The organism is Thalassospira marina (assembly GCF_002844375.1).
In the GTDB taxonomy this organism is placed as follows: domain Bacteria; phylum Pseudomonadota; class Alphaproteobacteria; order Rhodospirillales; family Thalassospiraceae; genus Thalassospira; species Thalassospira marina.
Genome location: NZ_CP024199.1, coordinates 3,955,740 through 3,980,275, shown reverse-complemented (window position 1 = coordinate 3,980,275; position 24,536 = coordinate 3,955,740). Strand labels below are relative to the sequence as shown.

22 protein-coding genes and 1 tRNA gene are annotated in these 24,536 nt (G+C 55.0%); 15 read left to right on the top strand and 8 right to left on the bottom strand.

Annotated features, from left to right (window positions below):
• Window positions 1-9: 9 nt before the first annotated feature.
• Window positions 10-732 (bottom strand): Bax inhibitor-1/YccA family protein, encoded by a 723-nt coding sequence (locus tag CSC3H3_RS18105; RefSeq protein WP_101269048.1) that lies wholly within the window; start codon window positions 730-732, stop codon window positions 10-12.
• Between the two features lie 241 nt (window positions 733-973).
• On the opposite strand from CSC3H3_RS18105, the gene CSC3H3_RS18100 reads away from it, so the two are divergent.
• Window positions 974-2,737, top strand: a complete 1,764-nt coding sequence (locus CSC3H3_RS18100; protein ID WP_101285736.1) for a hypothetical protein — start codon at window positions 974-976, stop codon at window positions 2,735-2,737.
• Between the two features lie 134 nt (window positions 2,738-2,871).
• Complete coding sequence (locus CSC3H3_RS18095) at window positions 2,872-4,497, top strand: acyl-CoA synthetase (RefSeq protein WP_101285735.1); 1,626 nt, start codon at window positions 2,872-2,874, stop codon at window positions 4,495-4,497.
• Window positions 4,498-4,676: 179 nt separating this feature from the next.
• Here the strand turns inward: CSC3H3_RS18095 and CSC3H3_RS18090 are convergent, their stop codons facing one another.
• Window positions 4,677-7,184 carry an ABC transporter permease gene (locus CSC3H3_RS18090; RefSeq protein WP_157831951.1) on the bottom strand — a complete coding sequence of 836 codons (2,508 nt, stop codon included), beginning with the start codon at window positions 7,182-7,184 and terminating at the stop codon, window positions 4,677-4,679.
• Window positions 7,185-7,261: 77 nt separating this feature from the next.
• Window positions 7,262-8,017 carry an ABC transporter ATP-binding protein gene (locus CSC3H3_RS18085; protein ID WP_101285733.1) on the bottom strand — a complete coding sequence of 252 codons (756 nt, stop codon included), beginning with the start codon at window positions 8,015-8,017 and terminating at the stop codon, window positions 7,262-7,264.
• A 234-nt stretch (window positions 8,018-8,251) separates the two neighbouring features.
• Here CSC3H3_RS18085 and CSC3H3_RS18080 point away from each other — a divergent pair, with 234 nt between their 5' ends.
• From CSC3H3_RS18080 to thpR, 7 genes are all read left to right on the top strand, one after another.
• Window positions 8,252-8,917: an arylesterase gene (locus CSC3H3_RS18080; protein ID WP_101285732.1), complete on the top strand. Its 666-nt coding sequence runs from the start codon at window positions 8,252-8,254 to the stop codon at window positions 8,915-8,917.
• A gap of 305 nt (window positions 8,918-9,222) precedes the next feature.
• Window positions 9,223-9,396 (top strand): hypothetical protein, encoded by a 174-nt coding sequence (locus CSC3H3_RS18075; RefSeq protein WP_157831950.1) that lies wholly within the window; start codon window positions 9,223-9,225, stop codon window positions 9,394-9,396.
• A gap of 762 nt (window positions 9,397-10,158) precedes the next feature.
• Window positions 10,159-10,860, top strand: a complete 702-nt coding sequence (locus tag CSC3H3_RS18070) for a J domain-containing protein (protein WP_101269063.1) — start codon at window positions 10,159-10,161, stop codon at window positions 10,858-10,860.
• 330 nt (window positions 10,861-11,190) lie between these two features.
• Entirely contained in the window at window positions 11,191-12,360 is a 1,170-nt protein-coding gene (locus CSC3H3_RS18060) for an FIST signal transduction protein (RefSeq protein WP_101285729.1), read from the top strand.
• A gap of 125 nt (window positions 12,361-12,485) precedes the next feature.
• Window positions 12,486-13,526 carry an NADP(H)-dependent aldo-keto reductase gene (locus CSC3H3_RS18055; RefSeq protein ID WP_101285728.1) on the top strand — a complete coding sequence of 347 codons (1,041 nt, stop codon included), beginning with the start codon at window positions 12,486-12,488 and terminating at the stop codon, window positions 13,524-13,526.
• Between the two features lie 111 nt (window positions 13,527-13,637).
• Window positions 13,638-14,525 carry a pirin family protein gene (locus tag CSC3H3_RS18050; RefSeq protein ID WP_101285727.1) on the top strand — a complete coding sequence of 296 codons (888 nt, stop codon included), beginning with the start codon at window positions 13,638-13,640 and terminating at the stop codon, window positions 14,523-14,525.
• 95 nt (window positions 14,526-14,620) lie between these two features.
• Window positions 14,621-15,256 carry an RNA 2',3'-cyclic phosphodiesterase gene (gene thpR / locus CSC3H3_RS18045; protein WP_245881177.1) on the top strand — a complete coding sequence of 212 codons (636 nt, stop codon included), beginning with the start codon at window positions 14,621-14,623 and terminating at the stop codon, window positions 15,254-15,256.
• Between the two features lie 274 nt (window positions 15,257-15,530).
• Here thpR and CSC3H3_RS18040 read toward each other — a convergent pair whose 3' ends face one another.
• The 3 genes from CSC3H3_RS18040 to CSC3H3_RS18030 all read right to left on the bottom strand — a co-directional run bounded on the left by CSC3H3_RS18040 (window position 15,531) and on the right by CSC3H3_RS18030 (window position 18,140).
• Window positions 15,531-16,091: a type 1 glutamine amidotransferase domain-containing protein gene (locus CSC3H3_RS18040; RefSeq protein WP_101269070.1), complete on the bottom strand. Its 561-nt coding sequence runs from the start codon at window positions 16,089-16,091 to the stop codon at window positions 15,531-15,533.
• A 150-nt stretch (window positions 16,092-16,241) separates the two neighbouring features.
• Window positions 16,242-16,874: an NHL repeat-containing protein gene (locus CSC3H3_RS18035; protein ID WP_101285726.1), complete on the bottom strand. Its 633-nt coding sequence runs from the start codon at window positions 16,872-16,874 to the stop codon at window positions 16,242-16,244.
• Window positions 16,875-16,916: 42 nt separating this feature from the next.
• Complete coding sequence (locus tag CSC3H3_RS18030; RefSeq protein WP_101285725.1) at window positions 16,917-18,140, bottom strand: helix-turn-helix domain-containing protein; 1,224 nt, start codon at window positions 18,138-18,140, stop codon at window positions 16,917-16,919.
• Between the two features lie 122 nt (window positions 18,141-18,262).
• On the opposite strand from CSC3H3_RS18030, the gene CSC3H3_RS18025 reads away from it, so the two are divergent.
• Both CSC3H3_RS18025 and CSC3H3_RS18020 read left to right on the top strand, forming a co-directional pair.
• Entirely contained in the window at window positions 18,263-19,081 is an 819-nt protein-coding gene (locus CSC3H3_RS18025) for a DUF899 domain-containing protein (RefSeq protein WP_101285724.1), read from the top strand.
• Window positions 19,082-19,086: 5 nt separating this feature from the next.
• Window positions 19,087-19,431: a hypothetical protein gene (locus CSC3H3_RS18020; protein ID WP_215907525.1), complete on the top strand. Its 345-nt coding sequence runs from the start codon at window positions 19,087-19,089 to the stop codon at window positions 19,429-19,431.
• A 69-nt stretch (window positions 19,432-19,500) separates the two neighbouring features.
• On the opposite strand, the gene CSC3H3_RS18015 is transcribed toward CSC3H3_RS18020, so the two are convergent.
• Window positions 19,501-19,590: transfer RNA gene (locus CSC3H3_RS18015), tRNA-Ser, on the bottom strand.
• Window positions 19,591-19,925: 335 nt separating this feature from the next.
• Between CSC3H3_RS18015 and CSC3H3_RS18010 the strand changes: the two genes are divergently transcribed.
• The 3 genes from CSC3H3_RS18010 to CSC3H3_RS17995 all read left to right on the top strand — a co-directional run bounded on the left by CSC3H3_RS18010 (window position 19,926) and on the right by CSC3H3_RS17995 (window position 22,950).
• Window positions 19,926-20,216: a hypothetical protein gene (locus tag CSC3H3_RS18010; protein WP_245881176.1), complete on the top strand. Its 291-nt coding sequence runs from the start codon at window positions 19,926-19,928 to the stop codon at window positions 20,214-20,216.
• A gap of 200 nt (window positions 20,217-20,416) precedes the next feature.
• Window positions 20,417-21,412 (top strand): NADPH:quinone oxidoreductase family protein, encoded by a 996-nt coding sequence (locus CSC3H3_RS18005; protein WP_101285723.1) that lies wholly within the window; start codon window positions 20,417-20,419, stop codon window positions 21,410-21,412.
• A gap of 230 nt (window positions 21,413-21,642) precedes the next feature.
• Window positions 21,643-22,950, top strand: coding sequence for a class I SAM-dependent methyltransferase (locus tag CSC3H3_RS17995; protein ID WP_101285721.1), 1,308 nt, complete (start codon window positions 21,643-21,645; stop codon window positions 22,948-22,950).
• Window positions 22,951-23,223: 273 nt separating this feature from the next.
• Here the strand turns inward: CSC3H3_RS17995 and CSC3H3_RS17990 are convergent, their stop codons facing one another.
• The gene (locus CSC3H3_RS17990) at window positions 23,224-23,439 is read right to left on the bottom strand and encodes a DUF1127 domain-containing protein (RefSeq protein WP_101285720.1); all 216 of its coding nucleotides are present in this window, start codon (window positions 23,437-23,439) and stop codon (window positions 23,224-23,226) included.
• A gap of 151 nt (window positions 23,440-23,590) precedes the next feature.
• Here CSC3H3_RS17990 and CSC3H3_RS17985 point away from each other — a divergent pair, with 151 nt between their 5' ends.
• Window positions 23,591-24,508 (top strand): LysR substrate-binding domain-containing protein, encoded by a 918-nt coding sequence (locus CSC3H3_RS17985; protein ID WP_101285719.1) that lies wholly within the window; start codon window positions 23,591-23,593, stop codon window positions 24,506-24,508.
• The last annotated feature ends 28 nt before the right edge of the window (window positions 24,509-24,536 follow it).

Here is a 24,536-nt window from a genome sequence, read left to right as displayed (position 1 = left end):
TCAGACCTGTTAGTTGCGCGAATTACCAAAGAAACGCAGCAGCATGATGAACAGGTTGATGAAATCAAGATAGAGCTGCAGGGCGCCGAAAATGGCCTTTTTGCCTGCGGTGGTGGTGTCGTCACCTTCCCAGTAGCTTTCCTTGATGCGCTGGGTGTCATAGGCGGTCAGACCGGTGAAGATCAGAACACCGGCAGCCGAGATGACAAACTGCAACATGGTGCTGCCAAGGAAGATATTGACCACGCTGGCAATGATCAGGCCGATCAGACCCATGAACAGGAAGCTGCCCCAGGCGGCAAGGTCCTTTTTGGTGGTGTAGCCATAAAGGCTCATGGCACCAAAAGTACCCGCCGTGATGAAGAAGGTGCGCGCGATGCTTTCACCGGTATAAACCAGGAAGATCGAAGACAGCGACAGCCCCATCAGTGCGGCATAGGCCCAGAACACGGCCTGTGCGGCCGGCATGCTCATTTTGTGAATGCCAAAGCTAAGAACCATGACCAGCGCAAACGGTGCCAGCATTACGACCCAGGACAGACCCGAACCGAATACAGCCTGCATGAAAGCCGGGCTGCTTGAGGCGGCCATTGCGACGATCCCCGTCAGGGCCAGCGCAGACGCCATATAGTTGTAGACGCGCAGCATATAGGTCCGAAGACCGGCATCAATGTCGGCCGCTGACTGGCTAGCCGAGACAGAATAGCCGCGTCGTTGCGTTTCGAAAGCCATTGAATTCCCTCATATGATCCAGATTGAGCGGGATTGCTTTTACAATCCGTCACTGGTCAAAATATGGCAGGATTTGCCTGAAAAGCAACGATTGCAGGCTTTTGCACGCAATGGTGCATCAATGCCTTGTGATTTTGTTCACATTTGGAAATATGACAAAATAAAAATTGTCTCGAATTTCCCGCTATAGTTGGGGTGGCTGGCGGGCGTAGGCAAATTCCAGGGGAATAGGGGCTTCGCTATGGAATTGAAAAACAATAATATTTTGAAAAATGCAATATATTCGGCCAAAACCGGAATCATTGCAGCAAGCCTGCTTTTGGGCAATTTTATGGTTTTCCCGGTTGAGGCGGCGCAGCCGGTTAATGTTTCACCATCAAAACAAAGTGATCAGGCTTCTGGCGAATTTTGCGCCGATGCAGCCCTGGCGCAGCATCCTTGCCCGACTCTGCCTGCTGATGTTTCCGAATTTGATGCCAATTTCATTTACCGGTTTGTCGGGCCGGAATCCCAGGCGCCGTTTGACCGGTTTTCCTGGCAATCCTTTATCGCGATGACCTGGCCGATGACGTCGGCAGGGCAAGCTGTATCCTATCAGGCTGCATTGCACCCTGACCCGGGTTTGGTGCCGCGCTGGCAGCGCCTGGTGCGCCGGGATGATGTGATACATGGTGAATTTGCCGATCCGGCGACACAAACCGCCCGTGCCGCCTGCGCCAGTGGCGATATGGCAGGTTTTGATCAGCTAACGGGTGGGGTTTCATCCCGGCAATTGCAAGGGAAGGTAACACAGGCGGATATTGATGGCGGCGTGCTCGCCGCGCAACCGGATGGTGTTGGCGCTGCTGATGGCTATGTGTTGCTGGAAGGGTTTCATCAGGCAACCGGCGATGTGCTGATCGATCAGGCGGGGAATTACGTTTTGTATGAAACCCGCATGAACGAGGCTGCCGCCCGTTACATTCGCGCCAATGGCCTGGGCAGCTTTGACGGGCGTGCGCGCTATGCCGATGCCGGGGCGGATATTTCGTTTCCGCAACGCACTGATCACGTCAGCCATGATCCGGCTTTAAAGGGTTTTACCAAATCCGCACCTGCATCCGCAGCCCAAACCACAGCACAACCCGGCCCCGGTGCAACCCTGATCAAGCTGGCATGGCGTATTTTGCCGCAGGAGGACGCGTCAAGGGATAGCGGGACGAATGGCGCATTTCTAACCCGCAAGGCACGTATATTTGTTTCGGCGCAAAGTTCCGTTTCCGGCAAAGCCCGGTGCCGGGAGGAAACGGTGGGCCTGATCGGCATGCATCTGGTGCAACGGGTGGTGAGCGGCAATGGCGATCGCTGGATATGGTCAACCTTTGAGCATGTCGCCAATGCGCCCCTTGCCGGAAATGCCCGCCGACCCAACAGTTTCATTGCCAAAAACCTGTTTCCCGACGGCTGTTACCTGCCGGGCGTGAAAAAGGGCAAACTTGGTTTTAAACGGCCAGAACCTGCATCGGCCCCCCTTGATGATATTGCCAAACCAAAACGATTTAACCTGTTTGGCATGGCGGCTTCACCCTTTGCCAGTGAACAATCTGCAACCGGGCAAATGGCGGCATTGCCTGCAAGGGCGGTTAACCGGGGCATCACCATAAAGGCCCTGTGGGATGATAAGCCCCCCTATGCGGTAAATGCCCTGGGCGAGGCATTGCCGCCCTCGCAACTGGTGCGTTGCTGGCAGGTATTTGAAGGCACACAGGAAACCAACGCAAAATGGCATGCGCAACTGCAGGGGGCGGTTTGGGCCAATTATTTTTTGGTTGGCACGCAATGGATTGGCAATATCGGCGGTGCGCCCTTTGGCGTTGGCGAAGTGCCCCGTTTTTTAAGCAACCTGACAATGGAAAGCTTCATTCAGGATCAGGCGGTGGGGTCGTGCCTTGGCTGCCACAGCACGGCACGCAGCGATGCAGGCCAACCTTCGAACTTTACCTTCCTGCTGGCACCAACAAATTAGGCGTGGCTTTTATATTAGAAAAATAAATAAGGCAGTTCAATTTCCGCGCGTTCCATTTTACGATGCGTGCGATAACAATCACCCGCCAGCAGACAGACCCGAAAAGGGCAAGGCGGGAACAGGCAGGGGGAAACATGCTGCCAGCAGCACCAGATTATGCGGCCCTTAACCGGGATTTTTCCTGGAAGGTGCCGGAATTTTACAATATCGGCGTTGATGCCTGCGACAAATGGGCAGATGACCCGGCACGATTGGCCCTTATTCATCGGCGGGCCGATGGCACACGCCGGGATTACAGCTTTGCCCAGATGCGCCGCCTGTCCAATCGTTTCGCAAACGTATTGGCCCGCCATGGCATCACCCGTGGCGATCGTGTGGCAATATTGCTGCCGCAATGCCCGGAAACCGCCATTTCCCATATCGCGACCTATAAGCTCGGTGCTATTGCCGTACCGCTATTTACCCTGTTTGGGGTAGACGCGCTGGAATACCGGCTGGGTAACTGTGCCGCGCGGGCATTGGTCACCGATTTGGCTGGCGCGCGCAAAATAGCCGAAATCCGCGATTTGCTACCCGCCCTTGAACATGTCTATGTGATTGATGGCAAACCCGACGATTGCCTGGATTTCAAGGCGCTAAGTTACGAAGCCAGTGATGCCTTCACACCGGTTGTTACCCGTGCCGATGACCCGGCCCTGATCATTTATACATCGGGCACCACCGGCCAGCCCAAAGGCGCACTTCATGCCCATCGGGTGTTGCTGGGGCATTTGCCCGGTGTTGAAATGTCCCACGACCTGTTCCCCCAGCCGGGCGATTTGATCTGGACGCCTGCGGACTGGGCGTGGATTGGCGGGTTGCTGGATGTGTTATTGCCAGCCTGGCACCACGGGGTGGCGGTTGTGGCACACCGGTTTGAAAAATTCAGCCCCGAACGTGCCTTTGCCCTGATGGCGGAATATGGCGTGCGCAATGCCTTTTTGCCGCCAACCGCACTGAAAATGATGCGTGCCGCACCGCCAGAGCAGCTTGCGGCACATCGTTGCGATTTGCGCACGATCGCCAGTGGTGGTGAAACCCTGGGGGCGGAAATGCTGCAATGGGGGCGCGATACCTTTGGCCTGACGATCAATGAATTTTACGGCCAGACGGAATGCAACATGATTGTCAGTTCCGCCCATCGCCTGAATGTGACGCAGGCAGGCAGCATGGGCCGTGCCGTGCCGGGCCATGATATTGGCATTATTGATGAAACCGGGGCCGAAATGGCACCGGGCAGCGTTGGCATGATCGCGGTGCGCAGCCCGGACCCGGTGATGTTTTTGCATTACTGGCGAAACGAGGCCGCGACCAAAGCCAAATTCATTGGCGACTGGATGGTGACCGGTGATTTGGGCACCATGGGGGCGGATGGCTTCATTCGTTTTGTCGGGCGCGAGGATGATGTCATCAGTTCGGCTGGATATCGTATTGGTCCTGGCGAAATTGAAGATTGCCTGATCGCCCACCCGGCGGTGCGCATGGCAGGTGTGGTTGGCAAGGATGACCCGTTACGCGGGCAGATTATCAAGGCCTTTGTCGTGCTTGATGATGCGCTGAATGGTCAGAACGATCAGGACGACATCAAAGATGACCTGTCCGATTTTGTCCGCACCCGGTTGGGCGCGCATGAATATCCCCGTGAATTTGCCTTTGTCGAGGCATTGCCAATGACGGCCACGGGCAAAATCGTCCGCCGTGCCTTGCGTGACATGGCGTGATGCTGTTGCGTCGGGTTTTAATGGGTAATGGCGGATAAACGCATTCATTCCGGGGAATGAATCGTAACCGGAAGAATTATTTTGCAGCGCAATGCGCGATTTGCGGCTGATGTAACCAGACACAAAAAAGGGCAGCACCCCAATCGGATGCTGCCCTTTTGGTTTGGTTAAAGCAGCATTTATTCGTTGCGCAAAATGGGCGCTGCCGGGCTGCGCAATGCCTGCCAGGTGCCAATAAAACCAGCACTTAGCGTTGCAATAAGCCCAATCAGGATTGGCCCCAGCACGGTAGCGGGAAGCAATGTCCAGCTTGCCCCCATGACCAGCACCAGCACCGCCCAGGCCGCTGCACTGCCAAACAGGGCGGCGATCAGCCCGGTCGAAAGCCCCAGAATGCCGTATTCCAGCGCATAGGCATAAAGGATGTTGGCCCGCGTTGCCCCCAGGGTTTTAAGAACAACCGCATCATAAATGCGTTTGCGCCGCCCTGCGGCCACAGCCCCGGCCAGCACCAGCACCCCGGCGATAATGGCAATCGAACTGGTGGCACTTAGGGCAATGCCAATGCCCGCCAGGATGGTATTGGCGGCTTCCAGTGCCTCGCGCACGCGAATGGCGGACACATTGGGGAAGTCCTTGCCGATCAGGCGATCAACCGGTTCTTCCATATTGGGCGGCATATGGGCGGTGGCAATCAGGCTATAGGGGGCCTTGTCGATCAGGCCGGGGGAAAAGACCATGGCAAAATTCATGCGCAGGCTTTGCCAGTCCACCTCGCGCAGATTGGCGATTTCGGCGGTAATGTCACGGCCCAGAACATTGACTGTCAGGGTATCGCCCGGTTTCAGATTAAAGCTGGCACCAATATCGGCTGTTAGTGACACCAGCGGTTTGCTGGCATCATTGTAATCATCAGGCCACCAGTTGCCCTGGGTAATGACGGTGCCTTCGGGTGGGGTGGTGGCAAAGGTCAGGCCACGGTCCCCACGCAAAAACCAGCGATCATCACCGGGGGGAATATCATTGGCATTCACCCCGTTTAACGCCACCACACGGCCGCGCAGCATTGGGGTTTGTTCGATTTCACCAATGTCAGGCTGGCTTTTCAGGTCACTGCGGAACTGGTCGATCTGGTCAGGGCGGATATCAAGAAAGAAAAACGCCGGGGCGGATTCCGGCAGGCGATCCTGGATTTCGTGGTTCAGATTGCCTTCGATGCTGGCGATTGTCACAAGTAGGGTTAACCCCAATCCCAGCGACAGGGTTACCGCAACGGTGGATGTTCCCGGCCGGTGCAGGTTTGCCAGGGCCAGCCGGGTAAAGGCATTGCGCCCATGGGTAAACCGTTTTGAAACCGATATAACCACGCGGCCCGCCAGCACAAAAATGGCGATGGCGGCAATGGATGCGCCAATAAAGCCAAGGGCGATGGCGGTATCGGTGGCACTTGCCACGGTTAATATCAGCAAAAGCACCAGCGGAACGGCAAGAACTGGCAAATCTTTACGGCGGACCGCGCCGCCATTTAACCCTGCACCAGAGCGAAACAGCCGTGCTGCCGGAATTTCACGGGCACGCAAAAGCGATGGCAGGGTGAAAACAAGTGTGGTGAGAATACCAAATGCGGTTGCAATGATCAGCGATGGCATGGCCGGTGCTGCGGTAACGGCGATGGGCAGCTTATCGGCCAGAATGGGGGCAACCAGCATGGGGGCAAGTGCGCCAATGAACAGGCCAATGACAATGCCCAAAATGGCAATGGCAAGGATTTGCAGGAAATAGATGCGCAAAACCAGCCCATGTGTTGCACCAATCGATTTTAGCGTGGCAATGACAGACGTTTTGCTTTCGACATGGCTGCGCACGGCATTGGCAACGCCAATCCCTCCCACCAGCAGGGCTGACAGGCCAACAAGCGTAAGAAACAGTGTAAGGCGTTCGATAAAGCGTTTCAGGCCGGGGCTGGCATTGTTGGTATCGCGGATGCGCCAGCCTTCGCTGGCATAGTCGTCATCCAGCCGGGTGCGAAAGGCATCAATCGTGTCGCCATTTTTCAGATCGATCAGATAATGATAATGCACAAGGCTGCCCGGCACGACCAGTCTGGTATCGGCCAGAGCGGGCAGGGCAACCATCAGGCGCGGGCCGAAATTAAGAAAACCAATTGCCTTGTCCGGTTCCTTGGTAATTACGCCACGGATCTGGATATCCGTATCACCCAGTTTTACGGTGTCGCCGACTTTAATGTTCAGGCGCTCCAGCAGGCCGGCCTCGGCAACACCGCCCCAAAGGCCATCTTTTTTAGCCAGAATGCCGGCAAACGGGGCATCGTTTTGCAACTGAATCTGTCCAAAAAGCGGATATTGGTCGTCAACCGCTTTCAGTTCTACCAGGCGGCGCTGGTCATTGCCATAGGCGGTTGCCCGCAGGGTCGCGATTTGCCCAACCCGTTGTGCATTATCGGCAAACCAGCTTTGCTGGTCGGGGCTGGCGGGCATATTGACCTGCTGGATTTCAATATCGCCCCCCAAAAGGGCGCGGCCATCACGTTCCAGCGCGCCCAATACCGATTGTGAAACGTTTCCAACTGCGGCAATGGTGCCAACGCCAAGTGCCAGGCAGGCCAGAAAGATCCAGAAGCCGCGCAACCCACCGCGCAATTCGCGCCGGGCCACGCGCCACGCCATGGCCCACTGGTTGGGCGGTGAAAATGAGGCCGTCGAGGATGGAGATGTTCGAGGGTTTTGCGATGACGATGAAGCCATTATGCTGATTCCCCGGTCGAAACAATAACGCCATCGCGCATGGTAATGGCGCGGTCACACCGGGCGGCCAGCCCTTCGTCATGGGTGATCAATAACAGGGTCGAACCCCGCTTGCGTGCCAGATCAAACAACAGCTGGATAATCGTTTCGCCTGTGTTCCCGTCCAGGTTGCCTGTGGGTTCGTCGGCCAGTAATAATTCCGGGTCGGTCGCCAGCGCACGGGCAAGGGCCACGCGTTGCTGTTCCCCGCCGCTCAGCTGGCCGGGATAATGATCCATGCGGTGGCCAAGGCCAACGGCGGTTAATTCCTCGCGGGCGCGTTCAAACGCATCGGTGCGACCCGCAAATTCCATGGGAAGGGCAACGTTTTCAAGCGCGCTCATGGATGGGACCAGGTGGAAATCCTGAAAAACAATGCCGACATGGTGGCGGCGAAACAGGGCCAAACCATCTTCGCCAAGCTTGCGCAGGTTATGGCCGCAAATTTCAATGGTGCCGTCCTGGGCTTGTTCCAGCCCGGCAATGACCATCAACAGCGATGTTTTCCCCGACCCGGAAGGGCCGATCAGGCTGACGCGTTCGCCAGCACGAATGGAAAGATCGATATTTTTCAGGATATCAACCGTGCCTGCCGGTCCTTTCAGGCTTAGTTTCAGGCCCCGGACATTGATGGGCAGGCGCGTGGTTTCACCAGCGGTGCTTACCGGTTGATCGGCGGACGATGACAGAGACGGGGCAGAAGCAGAATCACGCATGAAAATTCCAGTCAGGGTTGCGCCAATGCGATTTGGTAGGCATTTGACAGGGGGAAAAGGCGGTTGCGCTGATCAAAATCTGTGCAAAATACCTTTTAAACCCCTGAAACACCGGTATTGCGCCAGCATAACAAGAGGAAGCCAATGAATACCCGCAGAAATGTGTCAATATCCACAGGGGGGCAAGGCCCTGGTGTTAACAGTTTCACTTTTACTGGCAGGAATGATCATTTTATGGGCGATTTTATGCGGCGATTTACGGTTGGGCTTGCCTTGCTGGCTTTCGTTTCGGTTTGTGTATTGTTTCGCCCGGCTGCCGCGCAATCTTCGGCCGAGGGTAAAAATGGTGCGGCGCAATCCACCATTGTTCTGTTTGGCGATAGCCTGATTGCCGGTTATGGCCTGCCCGAACAGGATGGTTTTGCCCCCAATCTGGCAAAATCCCTTAAAAGTGCCGGGGTTAATGCACGCGTGATCAATAGTGGTGTTTCCGGTGATACCACAGCGGCCGGGTTGGCGCGCCTTGATTGGGCAATGGTGGACAAACCCGACCTGGTTGTTCTTGAACTTGGTGCTAATGATGCGCTGCGGGGTGTGGAACCGACCCAAACCCGCACCAATCTTGAACAGATCATTGAAAAGCTGCAGGCACAACAAACAGCCGTCCTTCTGGTTGGCATGATGGCACCGCCCAATATGGGTAAGGAATATGGCCAGGAATTTAACGCCATTTATCCTGACCTTGCCGCCAAATATAACCTGCCGCTTTACCCCTTTTTCCTTGATGGCGTTGTTGCCGACCCCGCCCTGAACCAGCAGGATGGTATGCACCCCAATGCCAAGGGCGTGGATGTAATTGTTGGTAAAATTACCCCCTCTATCGTCAAAGCCCTTCCCTGATCGTGCCTGATTTTCAAGGGTTTGAGGTTTGAAGACGGGCGCTGGAATTCGCCCGGTGCGGGGATGCCCCCTGACAAAGCCGACATGTGGGTGACTTCTATAACAGGCCGGATGTGCGAAGGATCGTGCGTCCGGCTTTTGTTATGTCCTGCAGGTTTGCTGTTGGCGCCATATATGCCTGCGTGATGTTCATGGCTGTGCGTAGCAGGGAATGGATAGGATGGTGTGCAAGATGTTGTTATAAAAGGAATAAATTCAGATTGTTGATGCTTTTGCCACCTGTTGACGGGTAGAGGATGCGGCTTTTGGCCCAAAAGCGTGATGACATACGCGCAAAAATGCATGGCTTGATGCCGGGAAAATTCAAAAAACATCGTGGGAATAAGACCTTGGCGGTGAAAATTTATCCAGAAGCATCTTTAACAGTGTTTAAAGTGGTAAATTTTTATCCCGTTGAAAGCCAAAAACTACAAAAGTAGATAGTTTTCATATCGATGTTGTAACAATTTGGGTGCGACGCCTTTTCTGACTGGCTGTTATGACGTGGATCTGCATATTTTTGTTATTTAACAATGTATTATGCCGTTTTCGCAGGTGCTGAGAAATGCTGAAATTTCAAAAAAATCTGCAAAAAATGCCGGTTTTGGCCTTGAAATTGTGCTTGTTAATACCTTGTTTACTTTCGGCTGTGTTTTGATTCCCAAAATCGTAACTGCATTTGTAGATTTTTGATCGCTTGCTCGCGTGCGTTCCTCCATCGGGAAGCGAATTTGCGAAAATTAGACCGCAAACCGAAACAAAATCCGGCTTCAAAGCTTAACCGGGGCTGGTTTTGCGGCTTTGCCTGTGTGTGTCTATTAACTATCTGTATTTACTTGATTATTTTTCAGTTTGGGCTTGGGCAAAGCGCCGATTTTTAGGTGCGTGCATAGCTGGCTGGGTTTGTGTTAATGATTTGTTATGCATTTCAAGAATGGCGCTGAGTTCTACTTCATTCGTAGAATTATTATTTATTTTCAGATGCTTATTTTGATTTTGACGTCTGTATTTGCGCGCGGTCAGGCATAATCTGGCCGGTCGGGCACGAATTTTGACTCGGAAGCGATTCAAGTTTGTCTACTTTTGTAGTTGCGCGGTAAAAGACCGTCGCCTAAACTTTTCGTCCAGCAGGAAATGGGCCGGGGCGCAGTGTTTTGCGTATACTGCAACCGTTTTCACTGGTTTGTGTGACAAGGGGCTTCATGGCGTCGCAAACAGTTAAGCAGTCTTACACCATCCCCTGTGCCAGTGCATTTCGGGATGCGGTTCTTGATCTGGCGACGCGGCGCGAGGTAAATGCCGCCGATCTGGCGCGTTCCGTGATGTTGATTGTGCCAAAAGACGTGATCGAAGCCTATGACGACCCGGGTGATCCCCCACCGGGTGACCGTGAAACCATTGTGTTGAAATCCGGCCCGGCGGAAGGCCGTCCCTGGCGGCGCAAACCGCGCCTGCAACTGCGCCTGCCATCGGGATATGCCATTACAACAGTGCGTAAGGCATTGAAAATGGCGCTGGATTTTGAAGGGGGCGATGTACGCATCCGCGTGGACCGGCCAGATGTGCTGGCGGCTGAGAAGCGCGCCCTGCAGGAAATAGCCGATCTTAAAAAACGCGTAACCCAGCCACCCGCCGAACTGCTTCAATCCCGCGAGGAGGTCGAGCGCCTGCGCCAGATTGTGCATAACCTGGCATTTGACCCGCTGGATCGCGGGGTGAGCACTTATAACGATGCCCTGCATGTGATGGGCTTTCCCCCAGGGGCGCGGCCGGATGCCAAGGCAATTCGCAGCAAATATCGGGTGCTGGCCGCCATCCATCACCCGGATAGTAATTATGGGTCACACCAGCGCATGACGCAGCTAAACGCGGCGATGGAGCTTTTGCGCCGCCATGTCAGCTAAGGCGCACGGCAGTTTTCACACTTTTTGAAGCTGCTGCATTGTCCCTTGCATTCAGGCCGGGTAATAGAGGCTGGCAATATATAAGGGGCGGTGATTGATCCTGTTGCGGGGGATTTTACGCGGATAAGCGGAATAATCGGGGGCAAAAGCACCTGGATGGCTAAAGGGCTGGTTCAATGCTTGCGCCAAGGCCTGCTGGCGTGATGAAATTGCGTTGCCTGATACAGGCATGTTTCGCTGGCCCGGTGCGGGTGGAATATTGCCTGTGTACGGGCAGCATATAGGTGGGCGTTCTAGTGATGCACTGCGACCAGGGAACGGGGAAGGGTTATGAGCGCTGAATTTATTGCGGCACATGCCAGCGGAGAACACTGGGCGGCAATTTCATCCGAACTGGCCGAAAAGCTGGAACGTCAGGGAGATATTCCCGATGGCCTGGCCTTTTTATATGTATCGGAACCCCTTGCCGGGGACATCGGCAGCATCCTGACCTTTTTGCGATCCCGCCTTGGCGTTGAATTTTGGGTTGGTACATCGGGTGTGGGTGTTTGCGGGCCGGGCCGTGCCTATTTCGGGGTGCCTGCGGCCTCTGTCATGATCGCCCCGCTGGCGCCTGAACGGTTTCACATTTTTGATCCCATTCGTATTGATGCCGATATCGATGAAGCCCCCTTGCAGGATGCCATTGCCCGGCTTGAGCCATTATTTGGCCTGGTCCATGCCGATCCCGGCGTGCCCGAAGCCCTGAAACTGCTGCCGGAACTGGCGCGTGTCGGATCGACCTATCTGGTTGGAGGCGTTGGTGCAGGGGGAGAAAAGGGCGCATCGCAGATTGCCAATAAAGTCACGCATGGCGGGCTTTCGGGTGTTTTGTTTGCCGGTGATACCGTGGTGCAGGTGGGGTTAAGCCAGGCCTGTTCCCCCATTGGCCCGGTTCACCGCGTGACCGAGGGGCGGGGTGGCATCATTTCAATGCTTGATGACAAGCCCGCCTATCAGGTTTTTGCCGATGAACTGGCATCGGATGAAAACGGCTTTACCCTTAATCCCGGTAGTAAACCCGGTGGTGAGGGTGGGGCAGGTGCCCAGATTGGCACAGGGCGGTATCATGTTGCGTTCATGGTGCCGGGTACTGATACCGGCGATTTTGTGGTGCGCAACCTGATGGGGGTTGACCCGCAAAATAACCTGATGGCGGTCAATGATGATGCCCGACCGGGGGATGCGGTGCGGTTTGTCCGCCGCGATAGTGCCACTGCCGAACAGGATTTGCGCCGGATGCTGGCGGATTTGCAGCGCCGTTTGCCCGGCCGCCCGCGTGGTGCGGTGTATTGCAGTTGTGTCGCGCGCGGGCCGCACCTGTTTGGCACCGAAAATCGCGAAATGATGATCATTCAGGAAGAATTGGGCGATTTGCCATTAACCGGTTTTTACGGAAATGGTGAAATTTGTAACGACCGTTTTTACGCCTATACGGGAGTTCTGACGCTGTTCATGTGATATCGCAATGAAATCTCATGAAAAATCGGTGCTAGCGGTTTCATTGTCGGCACGGCAGGATATATTCACACTATTTCCAAAATGAAGTGGCCCGCCACCAGGGCCGCCAAAAGGGGACTTTTAGTATGGAATACCGCCGTTTGGGCCGTACTGACATCAATGTCAGCGTTATCTGCCTTGGAACCATGACCTGGGGGCAGCAAAATACCCAGGAAGAAGCCTTTGAACAGCTTGATTACGCCACCAGTAACGATATCAATTTTATCGATACTGCCGAAATGTACCCGGTCCCGGCGATGGAAGAAACCTTCACCAAGACCGAAACCATTATCGGTAACTGGCTGGAAAAACGCGGCAAACGCGATGATCTGGTGATTGCCACCAAAATTGTCGGTCCGGCAGAGCGTTTTCCCTATGTGCGTGGTGGTCCCCGCCTGACCCGTGACCAGATTTTTACTGCCATTGACGGGTCGCTGTCGCGCCTGAAGACCGATTATGTCGATCTTTATCAGCTGCACTGGCCGGATCGTAATTCCAACTTCTTTGGCAAGCTGGGCTACGACCATGATGAGAACGAGGAATTCACCCCGATCGAGGAAACCCTTTCCGCCCTTGATGAACTGGTCAAGGCTGGCAAGGTGCGCCATATCGGCCTGTCGAACGAAACCCCGTGGGGGTTGATGAAATTTCTGGAACTGGCCGAGAAAAAAGGCTGGCCGCGTGTTGTTTCCGTTCAGAACCCCTATAGCCTGCTGAACCGCACCTACGAGGTTGGTCTGGCTGAATGCTCCATTCGCGAAGATGCCGGCCTTTTGGCCTATTCGCCGCTGGGCGGTGGCGCGCTTTCGGGCAAGTACATTGATGGTGCCAAACCGGAAGGCGCACGCAGCACCATCTGGCCGCAATATTTTGGCCGTTATCTTAAGGAAAATGGCATCAAGGCAACCGAAGCCTATGTCAAACTGGCAAAGGATAACGGGCTTGATCCGTCCCAGATGGCGCTGGCCTATGTCAATTCGCGTCAGTTCCTGACATCAAACATCATCGGGGCTACCTCGATGGAGCAGCTTAAAATCAATATCGGTTCTGCTGACATCACGCTTTCGGATGATGTGCTGGCCGAAATTGAAAACATCCAGACCTGCTGGCCGAACCCCTGCCCGTAAGCGCAGGTACGCCAGTATCGGAGAATATGCCTGGTTGTGGCCCCGGTGGTGATAATGCCGCCGGGGCACAACGGGGCATCATGGATACCGCCGGACAAAAGGAGGCGTCGTATGGTAGTTGTCGTTTCAGGGAAGGAAACCGACCTGGAGGGTATGTCCGTGCGGCGCCTTTTGCCGCAAAGGGAATGCCGGTCGGTTGGGCCGTTCGTGTTTTTTGACCATATGGGCCCGGTAAGTTTTGAGGCGGGAAATGGCGTTGATGTGCCACCCCATCCCCATATCGGCCTGGCAACAGTGACCTACCTGTTTGAAGGTGCCATTCTGCATAATGATAGCCTGGGCAATAAGCTGGAAATTACGCCGGGTGATTTGAACTGGATGACGGCGGGCCGCGGCATTGTCCATTCCGAACGTGAAACATCGGATTTGCGCCATTCGGACCACAACCTGCATGGATTGCAGCTATGGTGCGCCCTGCCCGAGGCAGACGAGGAATGCGCGCCCGATTTCACCCATATCCGCAAGGATGATTTGCCGGTGATCCATGAATCAGGCCTGCATATGCGCCTGATCGCGGGCGAGGCCTTTGGGCATAGCGCGCCGGTACCGGTAAAATCAAAGCTGTTTTACCTTGATGTGCATATGGATGGTGGTGCGCAGTTATTGTTGCCCGGTGAAAACCAGGAAGCCGCGCTTTATGTGATCGAAGGGGCCTTGCGCATTGATGGTACCCGGCACGAAGCCTTCAGTTTTGTTTATATCGCACCAGATGAAATTCCCGATATCGTTGCGGAAAACCATTGCCGTGTGATGTTGTTGGGCGGGGTGCCTTTGGGCCACCGGCATATCTGGTGGAATTTTGTCTCCACCAGTAAGGATCGCATCCAGAAAGCCAAGGATGACTGGCAAAATCAGCGGTTTACGCCGGTTCCCGGGGAGGATGATTTTGTGCCGTTGCCCGGTACTGCCGCCAAGGCCAGTCCGCCCCCGGCCTCATAACGGGATCAGACATTCCCCTCCATATTGCGGTATTTTGCCGATGGCCGGGAATGCAACATGATCGTCCGTTGTGCCAATTTTTATGAACGAGGGTGATGATGCGCCTTTTTGTCGGCATCCCCATTCCGGCTGATATTGCCGAAGACCTTTATCCTATTGCCCGGGCCATTCGCGGGCTTGAGGCCCAAACGCCTGAAAACATGCATTTAACCCTGAAATTCATCGGCAATGTCGATGACAGGCATGTGGCGGGCACCATTGACGATGCCCTGATGGCGATCGGTTTTGACGGTTTTGACCTGAAAATTGCCGGGCTTGGTATGTTTGGCACGGATAAAAAGGCCCGCATTTTATGGGCCGCCGTGCAAAACCAGCCCTTGCTAGGGCAGTTAGCGCAGCGGGTGGAAAGCGCCCTTTTGGCGTGTGAAGATATATCAGGGCAGTTGGAACAGCGAAAATTCGCCCCGCATATCACACTGGGGCGTAATCGTTCGGCCCATCGGGCTGTGGTCGAGCAGGCGGTTGTTGACCATGCCGATGTTACCAGCCGGGTCTTTCACGTTGATAAATTCTGCCTTTATCAGTCTATTTCGACCAATGATGGCCCGGTTTATCAGGTCATGGCTGAATATGGGGCAGGCGAAGGAAAGGCCAGGCACAAACAAATGGAAAATGCCGGATTTGAAGCCGCCTTTGCCGATATCGATTTCAGCAAGGGACCGGAAATTTAAGGCATGATCAATGTGCTGTGGCAGTTTAATTGCCGCAGCCACGTTGGCAGGATGTAAAAATCCCGGCCCTGGCAGGTATCCAGGACCGGGAAAACGGAAGTTCGGATCATCGGCCGGGCCAGTTGGCCGACCATCCAGGCCAGGGGCCTTACCCGATATCGCCAAGCAGGGTTTGGGATATGCGGGCTTATGCGGCGGTGTTTGCGGTTAAAGTGCAAAGATAAGCCGCCGCATTCGGGCTGCCGTGATCGGGCTGGATCGCGGCAGTTTGGTGTCAGGCAGCGCGCCTTGCATGTTTGCCTTCGCTGACTTCCTCGACAATCTTGCCAACAAACGCGTCAAGGTCATTGGGGTTGCGCGATGTGATAATTGCCTGGTCACAAACAACTTTGCTGTCTTCCCATTTCGCACCGGCATTGATCATGTCGGTTTTGATGGACGGGTAAGATGTTGCTTTGCGATTACGCAGGGCATCCGCCTCGACCAGAAGCCAGGGGCCATGGCAAATGGCGGCAACCGGCTTGCCCGATGCCACAAAGTCGCGCACCAGTGAAACGGCACCTTCATTTACGCGCAGCAGGTCCGGGTTGATCTGACCGCCGGGAATGACAAGGGCATCGTAATCCTTGATATCGACGTCTTTTACCTCAAGGTCGACATCAACACTGTCGCCCCAATCCTTTTCATCCCAGCTTTTGATGCTGCCAGATTTCAGCGAGGCGATTTTAACATCAGCCCCGTGGGTCGAAAGCTTGTCCCGTGGGACACGTAATTCGGACCGTTCATAACCATCCGTCGCGAGGATCAGGATTTTTGCGGTATCAATCGCAGGCATAACGTCTCTCCTTTCATCTGAGCTTCGAGCGTTATGCCTGTCTAACGATTGGGCGGGTGAAACGTTCCATATTTTCTTGCGAAAATACTTTATATATTTTTCTTAAATATTTGAATTAATTGTTATTTAGTTCAAATATTCCCAGCGAAATCAGATGTTTTTATGCACAATTCTGACCTTGCCGCTATTGCCGCCGCCACAGAAAAAACGGTCCTTGCCATCTGATTCCAGGCCCGAAACACCGACACCTTCGGGCATGTCGATCTGCGCAAGAACGGTGCCGTTACTGGCATCAATCTGGCGCAGGCTGCTTTCTTCGTTTTCCCATGTGCCATGCCAAAGTTCGCCCCCCAGCCAGGTAACACCGGTTACAAAGCGGTCCGAAAGGATGGTGCGGCGAATATCGCCATTATTGGGGTCGATCTCGTGAATTTTGCGGTCCCGATATTGCCCGACCCAAAGTGATCCTTCCGCCCATGCCATGCCCGATGCCGCCCCGCCACCGGGTGCAGGGATGGTGGCAACGACCTTGCCGTTTTCAGGGTCGATCTTGTTTATCTGGCTATCGGCGATCTGGTAAAAATATGTGCCGTCAAAAGCTGTTCCGGCATCCGCTTCGGCGGTCAGGCTGGCTTTTTTGCTGCCATCTTCGGGGTTGATGGCGATGATTTCACTGCCTGCGGCAAACCATATTTTTTCACCATCATACGTTACCCCATTAACCTGGGTGACACCCTCAAGCGGGCCGAATTCCCCGGTAATTTCTGCTGCCATGCGTTTCATGATCTGGGATTCCTTTGTCAAATGTGCCTGTTGCGTACCAGTTTAGGTGCCAGGCAAGGGACCGGGGAGTAACAAGCTTGTCGTGAAACCGGGAAAGGGCGGCGTCATCCAGCGTCGCGCCCGCCCTTTGCCATAAAACTGGACTTTGCCCAGTGAGGCCAGATCATCAAGGGCGCGTTGGATTGTGCGCTGGCTGCATCCCAATGTCAGTGCCAGGGCTGAACTGGACCATGCCTCGCCATCGGCCAGCAGGGCCAGAAGCGGCCCGTGATTGCCCTCTACCGGCGGGGCAAGCACGGCGATAATGTGGGCTTTGTTACGGGGTAACAGCACAAAACCATCGCGGGTTGCGTGGATGGTTGCAAATTTGCGGATTTTTGCGCGAATGCGGCCAATTTCAACCCGTAACCTTGCCCGGTGGGATTCATCGGCTTCGCGGGCATGAAAGGCCGTTTTGACCAGATCATCGCGCGAAACATCGCCCGGCCAGGCAGAGGCCAGCATACGCAAAAGGCTGAACAGCACCGGGCGCGATGCCAGGGCAATAATGGTGTCGTCCTGGCGCACAATATACCGGCAGGCATCAATGATCAGGGTTTCGGGTGTTGGCAGTTGCGCGACTTCGTCCAGCAAAATGGGCCGTTCCTGTCCGTTTTGAATAAGCCTTGCTGCCGGGGTATCCAGGATGCGCTGCGCCTTTTCAACCTCGGCCATCATCATGGGCACATTCATATGCGATGCAATCTGCATTGCTTTTGCCAGGGTGGCACGCGCGGTTATGGTATCAAGCCTGCGGGTGGCAATGCCAGCAATCGCCAGTTCATGTGCGGCTTGCAGCAAGGGGGGGAAGTTTTGGGCATCAATTTCCGATAGCAGCTTTTCGGCCATATCCAGCTGGCCCGAAAGGACAAGGCGGTTTGCCTCGATATGGCGGGCATGGGCGGCATTGGCGAAATCACCCCGGTTTTCCAAGGTGTTGCGTGCAGCCTGTAACGTGTTGTCGTTGCGCGCCAGATCACGCGAGACAAGGGCAATTTCGGCTTCTGCCACCACGCAGCGCGCGGCAGCCACGGGTTCGCTGCTGCCAAAGGCACGGGCGGCCTGTTTTAAAAGGGCGCGGGCGCGCTCAAAATCACCAAGGCGGGCCATGGCGATACCGCGCAATGCCAGGGCGGGCGGGTCATCGCGCAACGAAACCCGGCCCAAGGCCCCTAATGGATCCCCCGATGCCAGGGCGCGTGCGGCAGCGGTGATTACTGAATCCATTTAAATCGCGTCACACTTGTCACTCCTGCCTGGGCGAAATCGGCACGTATGGTTTTTCCCGTGATCTTCAATTTCCGGTCACATGACAGATAAATTGTTAGTTCAAGGAAGGACGCAACGCAATGACGACGGAAAACAGCAAGCCGCAGCCGCAGGATTTGGAAAACACCCATCCGCATGCAGTGGTTTCGCGCGCTGAATGGCTGGTGGCACGCAAGGACCTGCTGCGCAAGGAAAAGGAATTTTCCCGCATGGGTGATGAATTGGCCCAATGCCGCCGTAACCTGCCCTGGGTACGCATTACTGAAAATTATGTCTTTCAGACCGTCACGGGGACACGCACTTTGGCCGATCTGTTTGATGGTCGCCAGCAACTGATTATTCAGCATTTCATGCTGGCACCGGGATGGGAACAGGGTTGTTCGGGGTGTTCGTTTATGGCCGATCATAGCGATGGCATGAATGTGCACCTGGCTAATCGCGATGTCAGCCTGGTGGCGGTTTCCCGTGCCCCAATCGGGGAAATCGAACGTTTTCGACAGCGTATGGGCTGGCGGTTTCGCTGGGTTTCGTCGGCGCAGAACAGCTTTAATTATGATTTTGCTGTCAGCTTCACACCCGAACAAACCCAAGCCGGTGCCGTAACCTATAATTACGCGGATTTTAACACCAACGGCACGGATATGCCCGGCATCAGCGTTTTTTACAAAAACGACGCCGGCGAGATTTTCCATACCTATTCGACCTATGGCCGCGGTGTCGAGGTTATGATGGGCACTTATAATATGCTTGATCTGGTGCCCAAGGGCCGCGATGAAGCAGGGCTTTCGCACGGTATGAACTGGGTGCGCCATCATGACCGTTATGAAACGGCACCGGCAATGCAGGATGAAGTACCTTCGGGCTGTTGTAGCATGCGGGCCGAGGCAAAACAGGCGTGACCAGGATGGACAAGGATCGCAAAAAGCCTGCGAATATGCAAAACCCGCAAGGTTACAGCTATACAGCACCGATAAAGGCGCAGGGCCGCGCAGGTGTTCGGCAAAATGCAATCCATGGAAATTTCGCAATTCGGGGTGCAGCCAACTGGCTGCATCTTGCCGCCAGTCCGGTTTTTGCAATATTGGGGGTCATGGCAGCGTTTGATGACGGGCCAATGGCAAGCATTTGTAACGCATCTGGCAACAACCCGTTTTTTGCGGGCATGAATGCAATGTATTTCCTGATGGCGCTGTTTCATCTGCCGCCCTGGCTGCATTTGATTTTGGGCAGCGGCAATACAAAGTGCTGAAGGTGCAAACGCATGGACGGCGTTTGGTGCATCCGGTGTATTGGTTTGGTTTTGGGAATTTTCAGTCAGTGGCAGAGAGGAGGGGATTCGAACCCCTGAGGGGCTTACACCCCAACACGCTTTCCAGGCGTGCGCCTTAAACCACTCGGCCACCTCTCCACAGGCGATATTCCATATCGCAAAAGCGGGCGGACATTAGCCGACAGACTTCGCAATGACAAGGCCAAATTCAGGGCTTTGTGACGATTTTTTCACCTTTTTTCGATTGGCCGGTTTTTCGCGGTAGTGACGTGTAAAACTGTCTTTTTATACAGCCTTTGATCTACCATCCTGCGCGCAATCAAATGTTTGCCGTATTTTCATGGCATTTGGGACGTTCGGTTATGTGGTGCCCCTTTACGGCGGGTGTCAAAAACCGTTACGGTAGCGCCAATTATATCGAAACCGAAAAGTTTGAAGCCGATACGGCGGAGAAGGGTATGTGGTTTTTCAGGGTGTTGGGCTGGCTGCTGTTGTTTGCCTGTCTGGCTGTACTGGTCGGAGATGGGGTCACTGCACTGCAAACGGGCGATTTGCGCTTCGTTGCAGGCGGCGAGCTTTGGTATCGGCTGGATCCGGGAAGCCTTAACCTGCTTCAGGCGCTGGTCGAGCGTTATGTTTCGAGCTGGCTGTGGGATAAAATTTTTGTCCCCGGATTGCTGTTGCCAGCGTTTTTATTGCTGATGATTCCCGGTTTGCTGCTGAGTTTTCTGGCGCGGCGCAAAAGACGGGCCAGGTTTTTCTGAAATTGTTGTGTGAAACGGGGGGCTGCACGGCGTGCGCCCCTGCGGGCATGTGTACCCGGTTTTGCAAATCAGGACGGGCAGGCTGCGTTGGAACGATTGTGGCCTTGCCGGAAATAACGCACGGATTGCGCCCCACAGGGACCGGTTTGCCCCATGTGGTGTAATTGTAATTCTAACCGACCAACAGGCGGAGACGTTCGATGCGGGCCATGATGTGCGAAAAAATCGGTACGGACCCTGTGATGCGCACGGTGGACGACCCTGTTGCCGCACCCGGCGAAGTCGTGATTGATATTGATGCCTGTGGTGTCAACTTTGCCGATACCCTGATCATTGCCGGTAAATATCAGCAGCAGCCGGAATTTCCGTTCATTCCCGGTTTTGAAATTGCCGGTGTTGTTTCCGCCGTGGGCGAGGGTGTTGATGGTGCGCTGATCGGGGTGCGGGTAATGGCCATGGCGGCCTATGGCGGCTTTGCCGAAAAGATAGCCCTGCCAGCCGACCGCATTGTGCCCATTCCCGATGGCGTAAGCTTTGCTGATGCGGCAGCCTTTCAAATTACTTATGGTACATCGTGGTTTGCCTTGAAATATCACGCCAATGTAAAGGCGGGCGATGTTGTTTTGGTGCATGGCGCCGCAGGTGGTGTGGGGGTAACGGCGGTTGAATGCGCCAAGGTGCTGGGGGCCAGGGTTATTGCCACGGCCGGTGGGCCGGAAAAATGCGAAATCGCCCGCCAACATGGCGCGGATTTTGTGATCGATTACAAATCCGAGGATATCACCACCAGTGTTCGCGATATTTGCCAGCGCCATGGCTGGCCCGCCGGGGTGAATGTGGTTTATGACCCGGTCGGGGGCGAGGTTTTTAACCAGTCCCTGCGCTGTACCGCGCCGGGTGGCCGGTTGCTGGTAATTGGCTTTGCCAGTGGCGATATCCCGCAAATTCCAGCCAATATTCTGCTGGTAAAGAACCTGTCGGTTTTGGGCTTTTATTTTGGTGCCTATCTGGACCAGAACCCCGAAATCGCACGCGAAGGCATGTCTGAATTGCTGCATAATCTGGCGGTGGGGTATATCACGCCGTCAGTTTCCCGGCTGTTTTCACTGGCCGAGGTCCCCCAGGCCTTTGCGGCCCTGCGCGATCGCAGCGCAAATAGCAAAATGGTTGTGATGTGCCGTGACGTCACGGCGTAAGCCGGTTTTCCAGTCGATATCGGCGCGAATTGTGCCCTTATCCCGATCATGATGGGGACGGCGGGTGGATGTGCAGAGCGGGTTGCAGCATGTCTTGCGCATATTGGTCATGCAGGCTTTTGCTTGTGGGGTTGCCAAGGCCATGAAAACCATGGAATTTATCGGGCAATAGCGAATCCGCAGCGCGGAAAACCCGGCCGCAAAGGCCGTTTTCAGACGAAAGCAGATGCATGAGCCGGCCCAGGAAACCCCGCACAGAAAATACCAGTCGCACCCGCGACCAGTATGAAACTTTTCCCTATCCCGAGCGCCGTGCCGAGGAAGAAGACCAGCGCCTGATTGCCGGATCGCCGGGGGATTGGGGCGAGGTCGTGCATTATGTTTTTGGCGGGCGCGATCCTGGGGCTTCGGGCGAGCCTATCCGTATTCTGGTCGCCGGGGGTGGCACGGGTGATGCCCTGGTCATGCTGGCGCAACAGGCGCGGGATCGCGGCGCGAATGCTGAAATCATCTATATTGATTTGTCCGAGGCATCACGCAAAATTGCCGAATCGCGTGTCGCACGCCGTGGCCTGAAAAACGTGACCTTTGTGAACGGGTCCTTTGTTGACCTGGCCGCACAATATGGCCCGTTTGATTACATTGATTGTTGTGGGGTGTTGCACCACCTGCCAGACCCGGATGCAGGATTGCGCGCACTTGCGCAAAGCCTGAAATCCGGCGGCGGCATGGGCCTGATGGTTTATGCTACCTTGGGGCGGACCGGCGTGTATCACATGCAGGAAATGATGGAACGCCTGTCGGCCGAGGCGGGCGGGCGGGCGCGCCTTGATATGGGCAAGGCCCTGTTTGAGGGGCTGCCACCCACCAACTGGTTGAAACGTAACCCGTTTGTCAATGACCATATTCAGGGCGGCGATGCCGGTTTTTATGACCTGTTGCTTCATCAGCAGGACCGCGCCTATCGCGTGGATGAGGTTTACGCCTTTGTCACCCAGGCCGGATTGCGGTTGCAAAGCTTTGTCGAACCTTTGCGTTATGACCCGGTGATTTATGCCGCCAACCCCGCCATTCGCCAGCAGATGGCAGACCTTGCACCACAGGCACGCCACGCCATGGCCGAATTGCTGGCAGGCAACATTACCAAGCATATTTTCTATGTCGTGAAGGGGGATAGCAAAACCGTTGTACCCGCCATGAAAATGCAGGGCGCAAAGGCGGTGATGAATATGCCCGGCAACGTTGGTGCCAGTGGCATGGTCCCCTATCTGGGCCGGGTGGACGGGGCCAAGCTGGCAGCGTCAGTGGCAAAAAGCGCGCAGATCAAAATCAACTTCAACGGCTTTTCGGTCACCAGCAAATTGCCGCCAGCAAGTGCGGCAATTATATCGAGAATTGATGGGTCGCGATCATTTGAAGATATCCGCCAGTCTTTTAGCCCATTGCCCGATGCGCAGCCGTTTTATGCCCAGGTCGTGGCATTGTTTTCGGTGCTTTCGGCGGCAAATCTGATGTTTGTGCGCTATCAAAGCGCCTGAACTGGCGGCTTTATGGGGCAGGCAAAAGAAAAGCCGGCCATCGGGGGATGACCGGCTGAGTACAGCGGCGGTTGGCAGTTCAATACCGAATGCGCGGCTGTGAATGGGAGAATACACGAAGAAGTGTATCAAGTACCTGCAGGGGGAAAGAAAGGCGGCCCTGCAGGCGGAAAAATCGGGGAGACATCGTAAAGTTCCGGTTTGTCAGATTTGAAACGGTTTGCGACCCGCTCCGGTCGGTAACGGAAAACTCCGTTACGGGGGCAAGGCCGATCAGGCCTGCCAGAAAGGTTTGTTGGCTTCGATGCGTGCGGCGGTCGGCTCCCAGCCGATATCACGCAGAAGATGGGCATCCATGTCAGCCAGGCGATTGCGCAGGGCAAGGCGGGCAGCCCACTGGCGCGGCAAGGCAAAGATACGTGCGGCGGTGTCGTTGCTGCGTGCGCGCGGTGCGGCGAATGCGGCGGTGTTCTTGGTGATCGCTACCATAATTGTATTCCTTCAATTTACTGGCGGCTCTCTCAAGGGATGCGGCCATGAATTTCGTTTCGTTAAACTCAGGGTTACGCCGATTTTTGTTTGTTCTCAAACCATATTTTGGCATCATTGCATTACATAAACTCATGCAAAAGGACATGCCATGAAACGCCGTCCCTTGCCGTTGAATGCATTGCGGGCTTTCGAGGTGGCAGGCCGCCTTGAAAGTTTTACCAAAGCTTCACAAGAACTTAACGTTACCCAAGGGGCTGTCAGCCGGCAGGTTCAGCACCTTGAGGATGTTTTGGGCCGCAAGCTTTTTGAACGCCATCATAGGCGATTAAAACTCACGCGGCCGGGGCGCATTTTGCTGGTTTCGCTGACGGATGCGTTTGATGCAATCGAATCCGCCGTCGCCCGAATCGAGGATCGGCCCGATGATACGCAGTTGCGTGTGTTGGCGCCGCTGACATTTGCCATGCGCTGGATTGTGCCGCGTCTGGGCCGGTTCCAGGCGGAATACCCCGATTTGCAGGTGCAATTGGGCACCTTTAATGACGACAGCCTGCCGGTTGATTTTTCCGAAACCGACATTGCCATTCGTTTTGCCGATACGCCGGGCGACCAACTGGTTCATGAATTTTTGACAGGTGAGCGCCTGTTGCCGGTTTGTCACCCCGGTTTAAGCAAGCAGCTTTCAAAGCCCGAAGATCTGGCCAATGTGCCCTTGCTGCATTGTTCGGCCCAGCGCGAGGATTGGCGTATCTGGTTGAACGGAACCGGGATCAAGGGGGTGGATGCCGATCGCGGGCCGGTTTTTGCCACGCTTGATATGGCAATGGAGGCGGCGGCCAGCGGCTTTGGCGTGGTGATATCCGACCCGGCCATGATTGGTGAATATGTGGTGACCAACCGCTTGATGGTGCCGTTTGACCTGCCGGTTGACAGCCCATATGCCTATTCGCTGTGTTACCCCGATGGCAGGCTGGAGCGCCGCAAGGTGCGTGCCTTTCGCGACTGGTTGATGAGCGAAATCAGCCTTGAAACCACAAAGCGCAAAACCGTTCAAAATACGGTGTAATTCGGTATGATGCCTTGAAATCGAACCA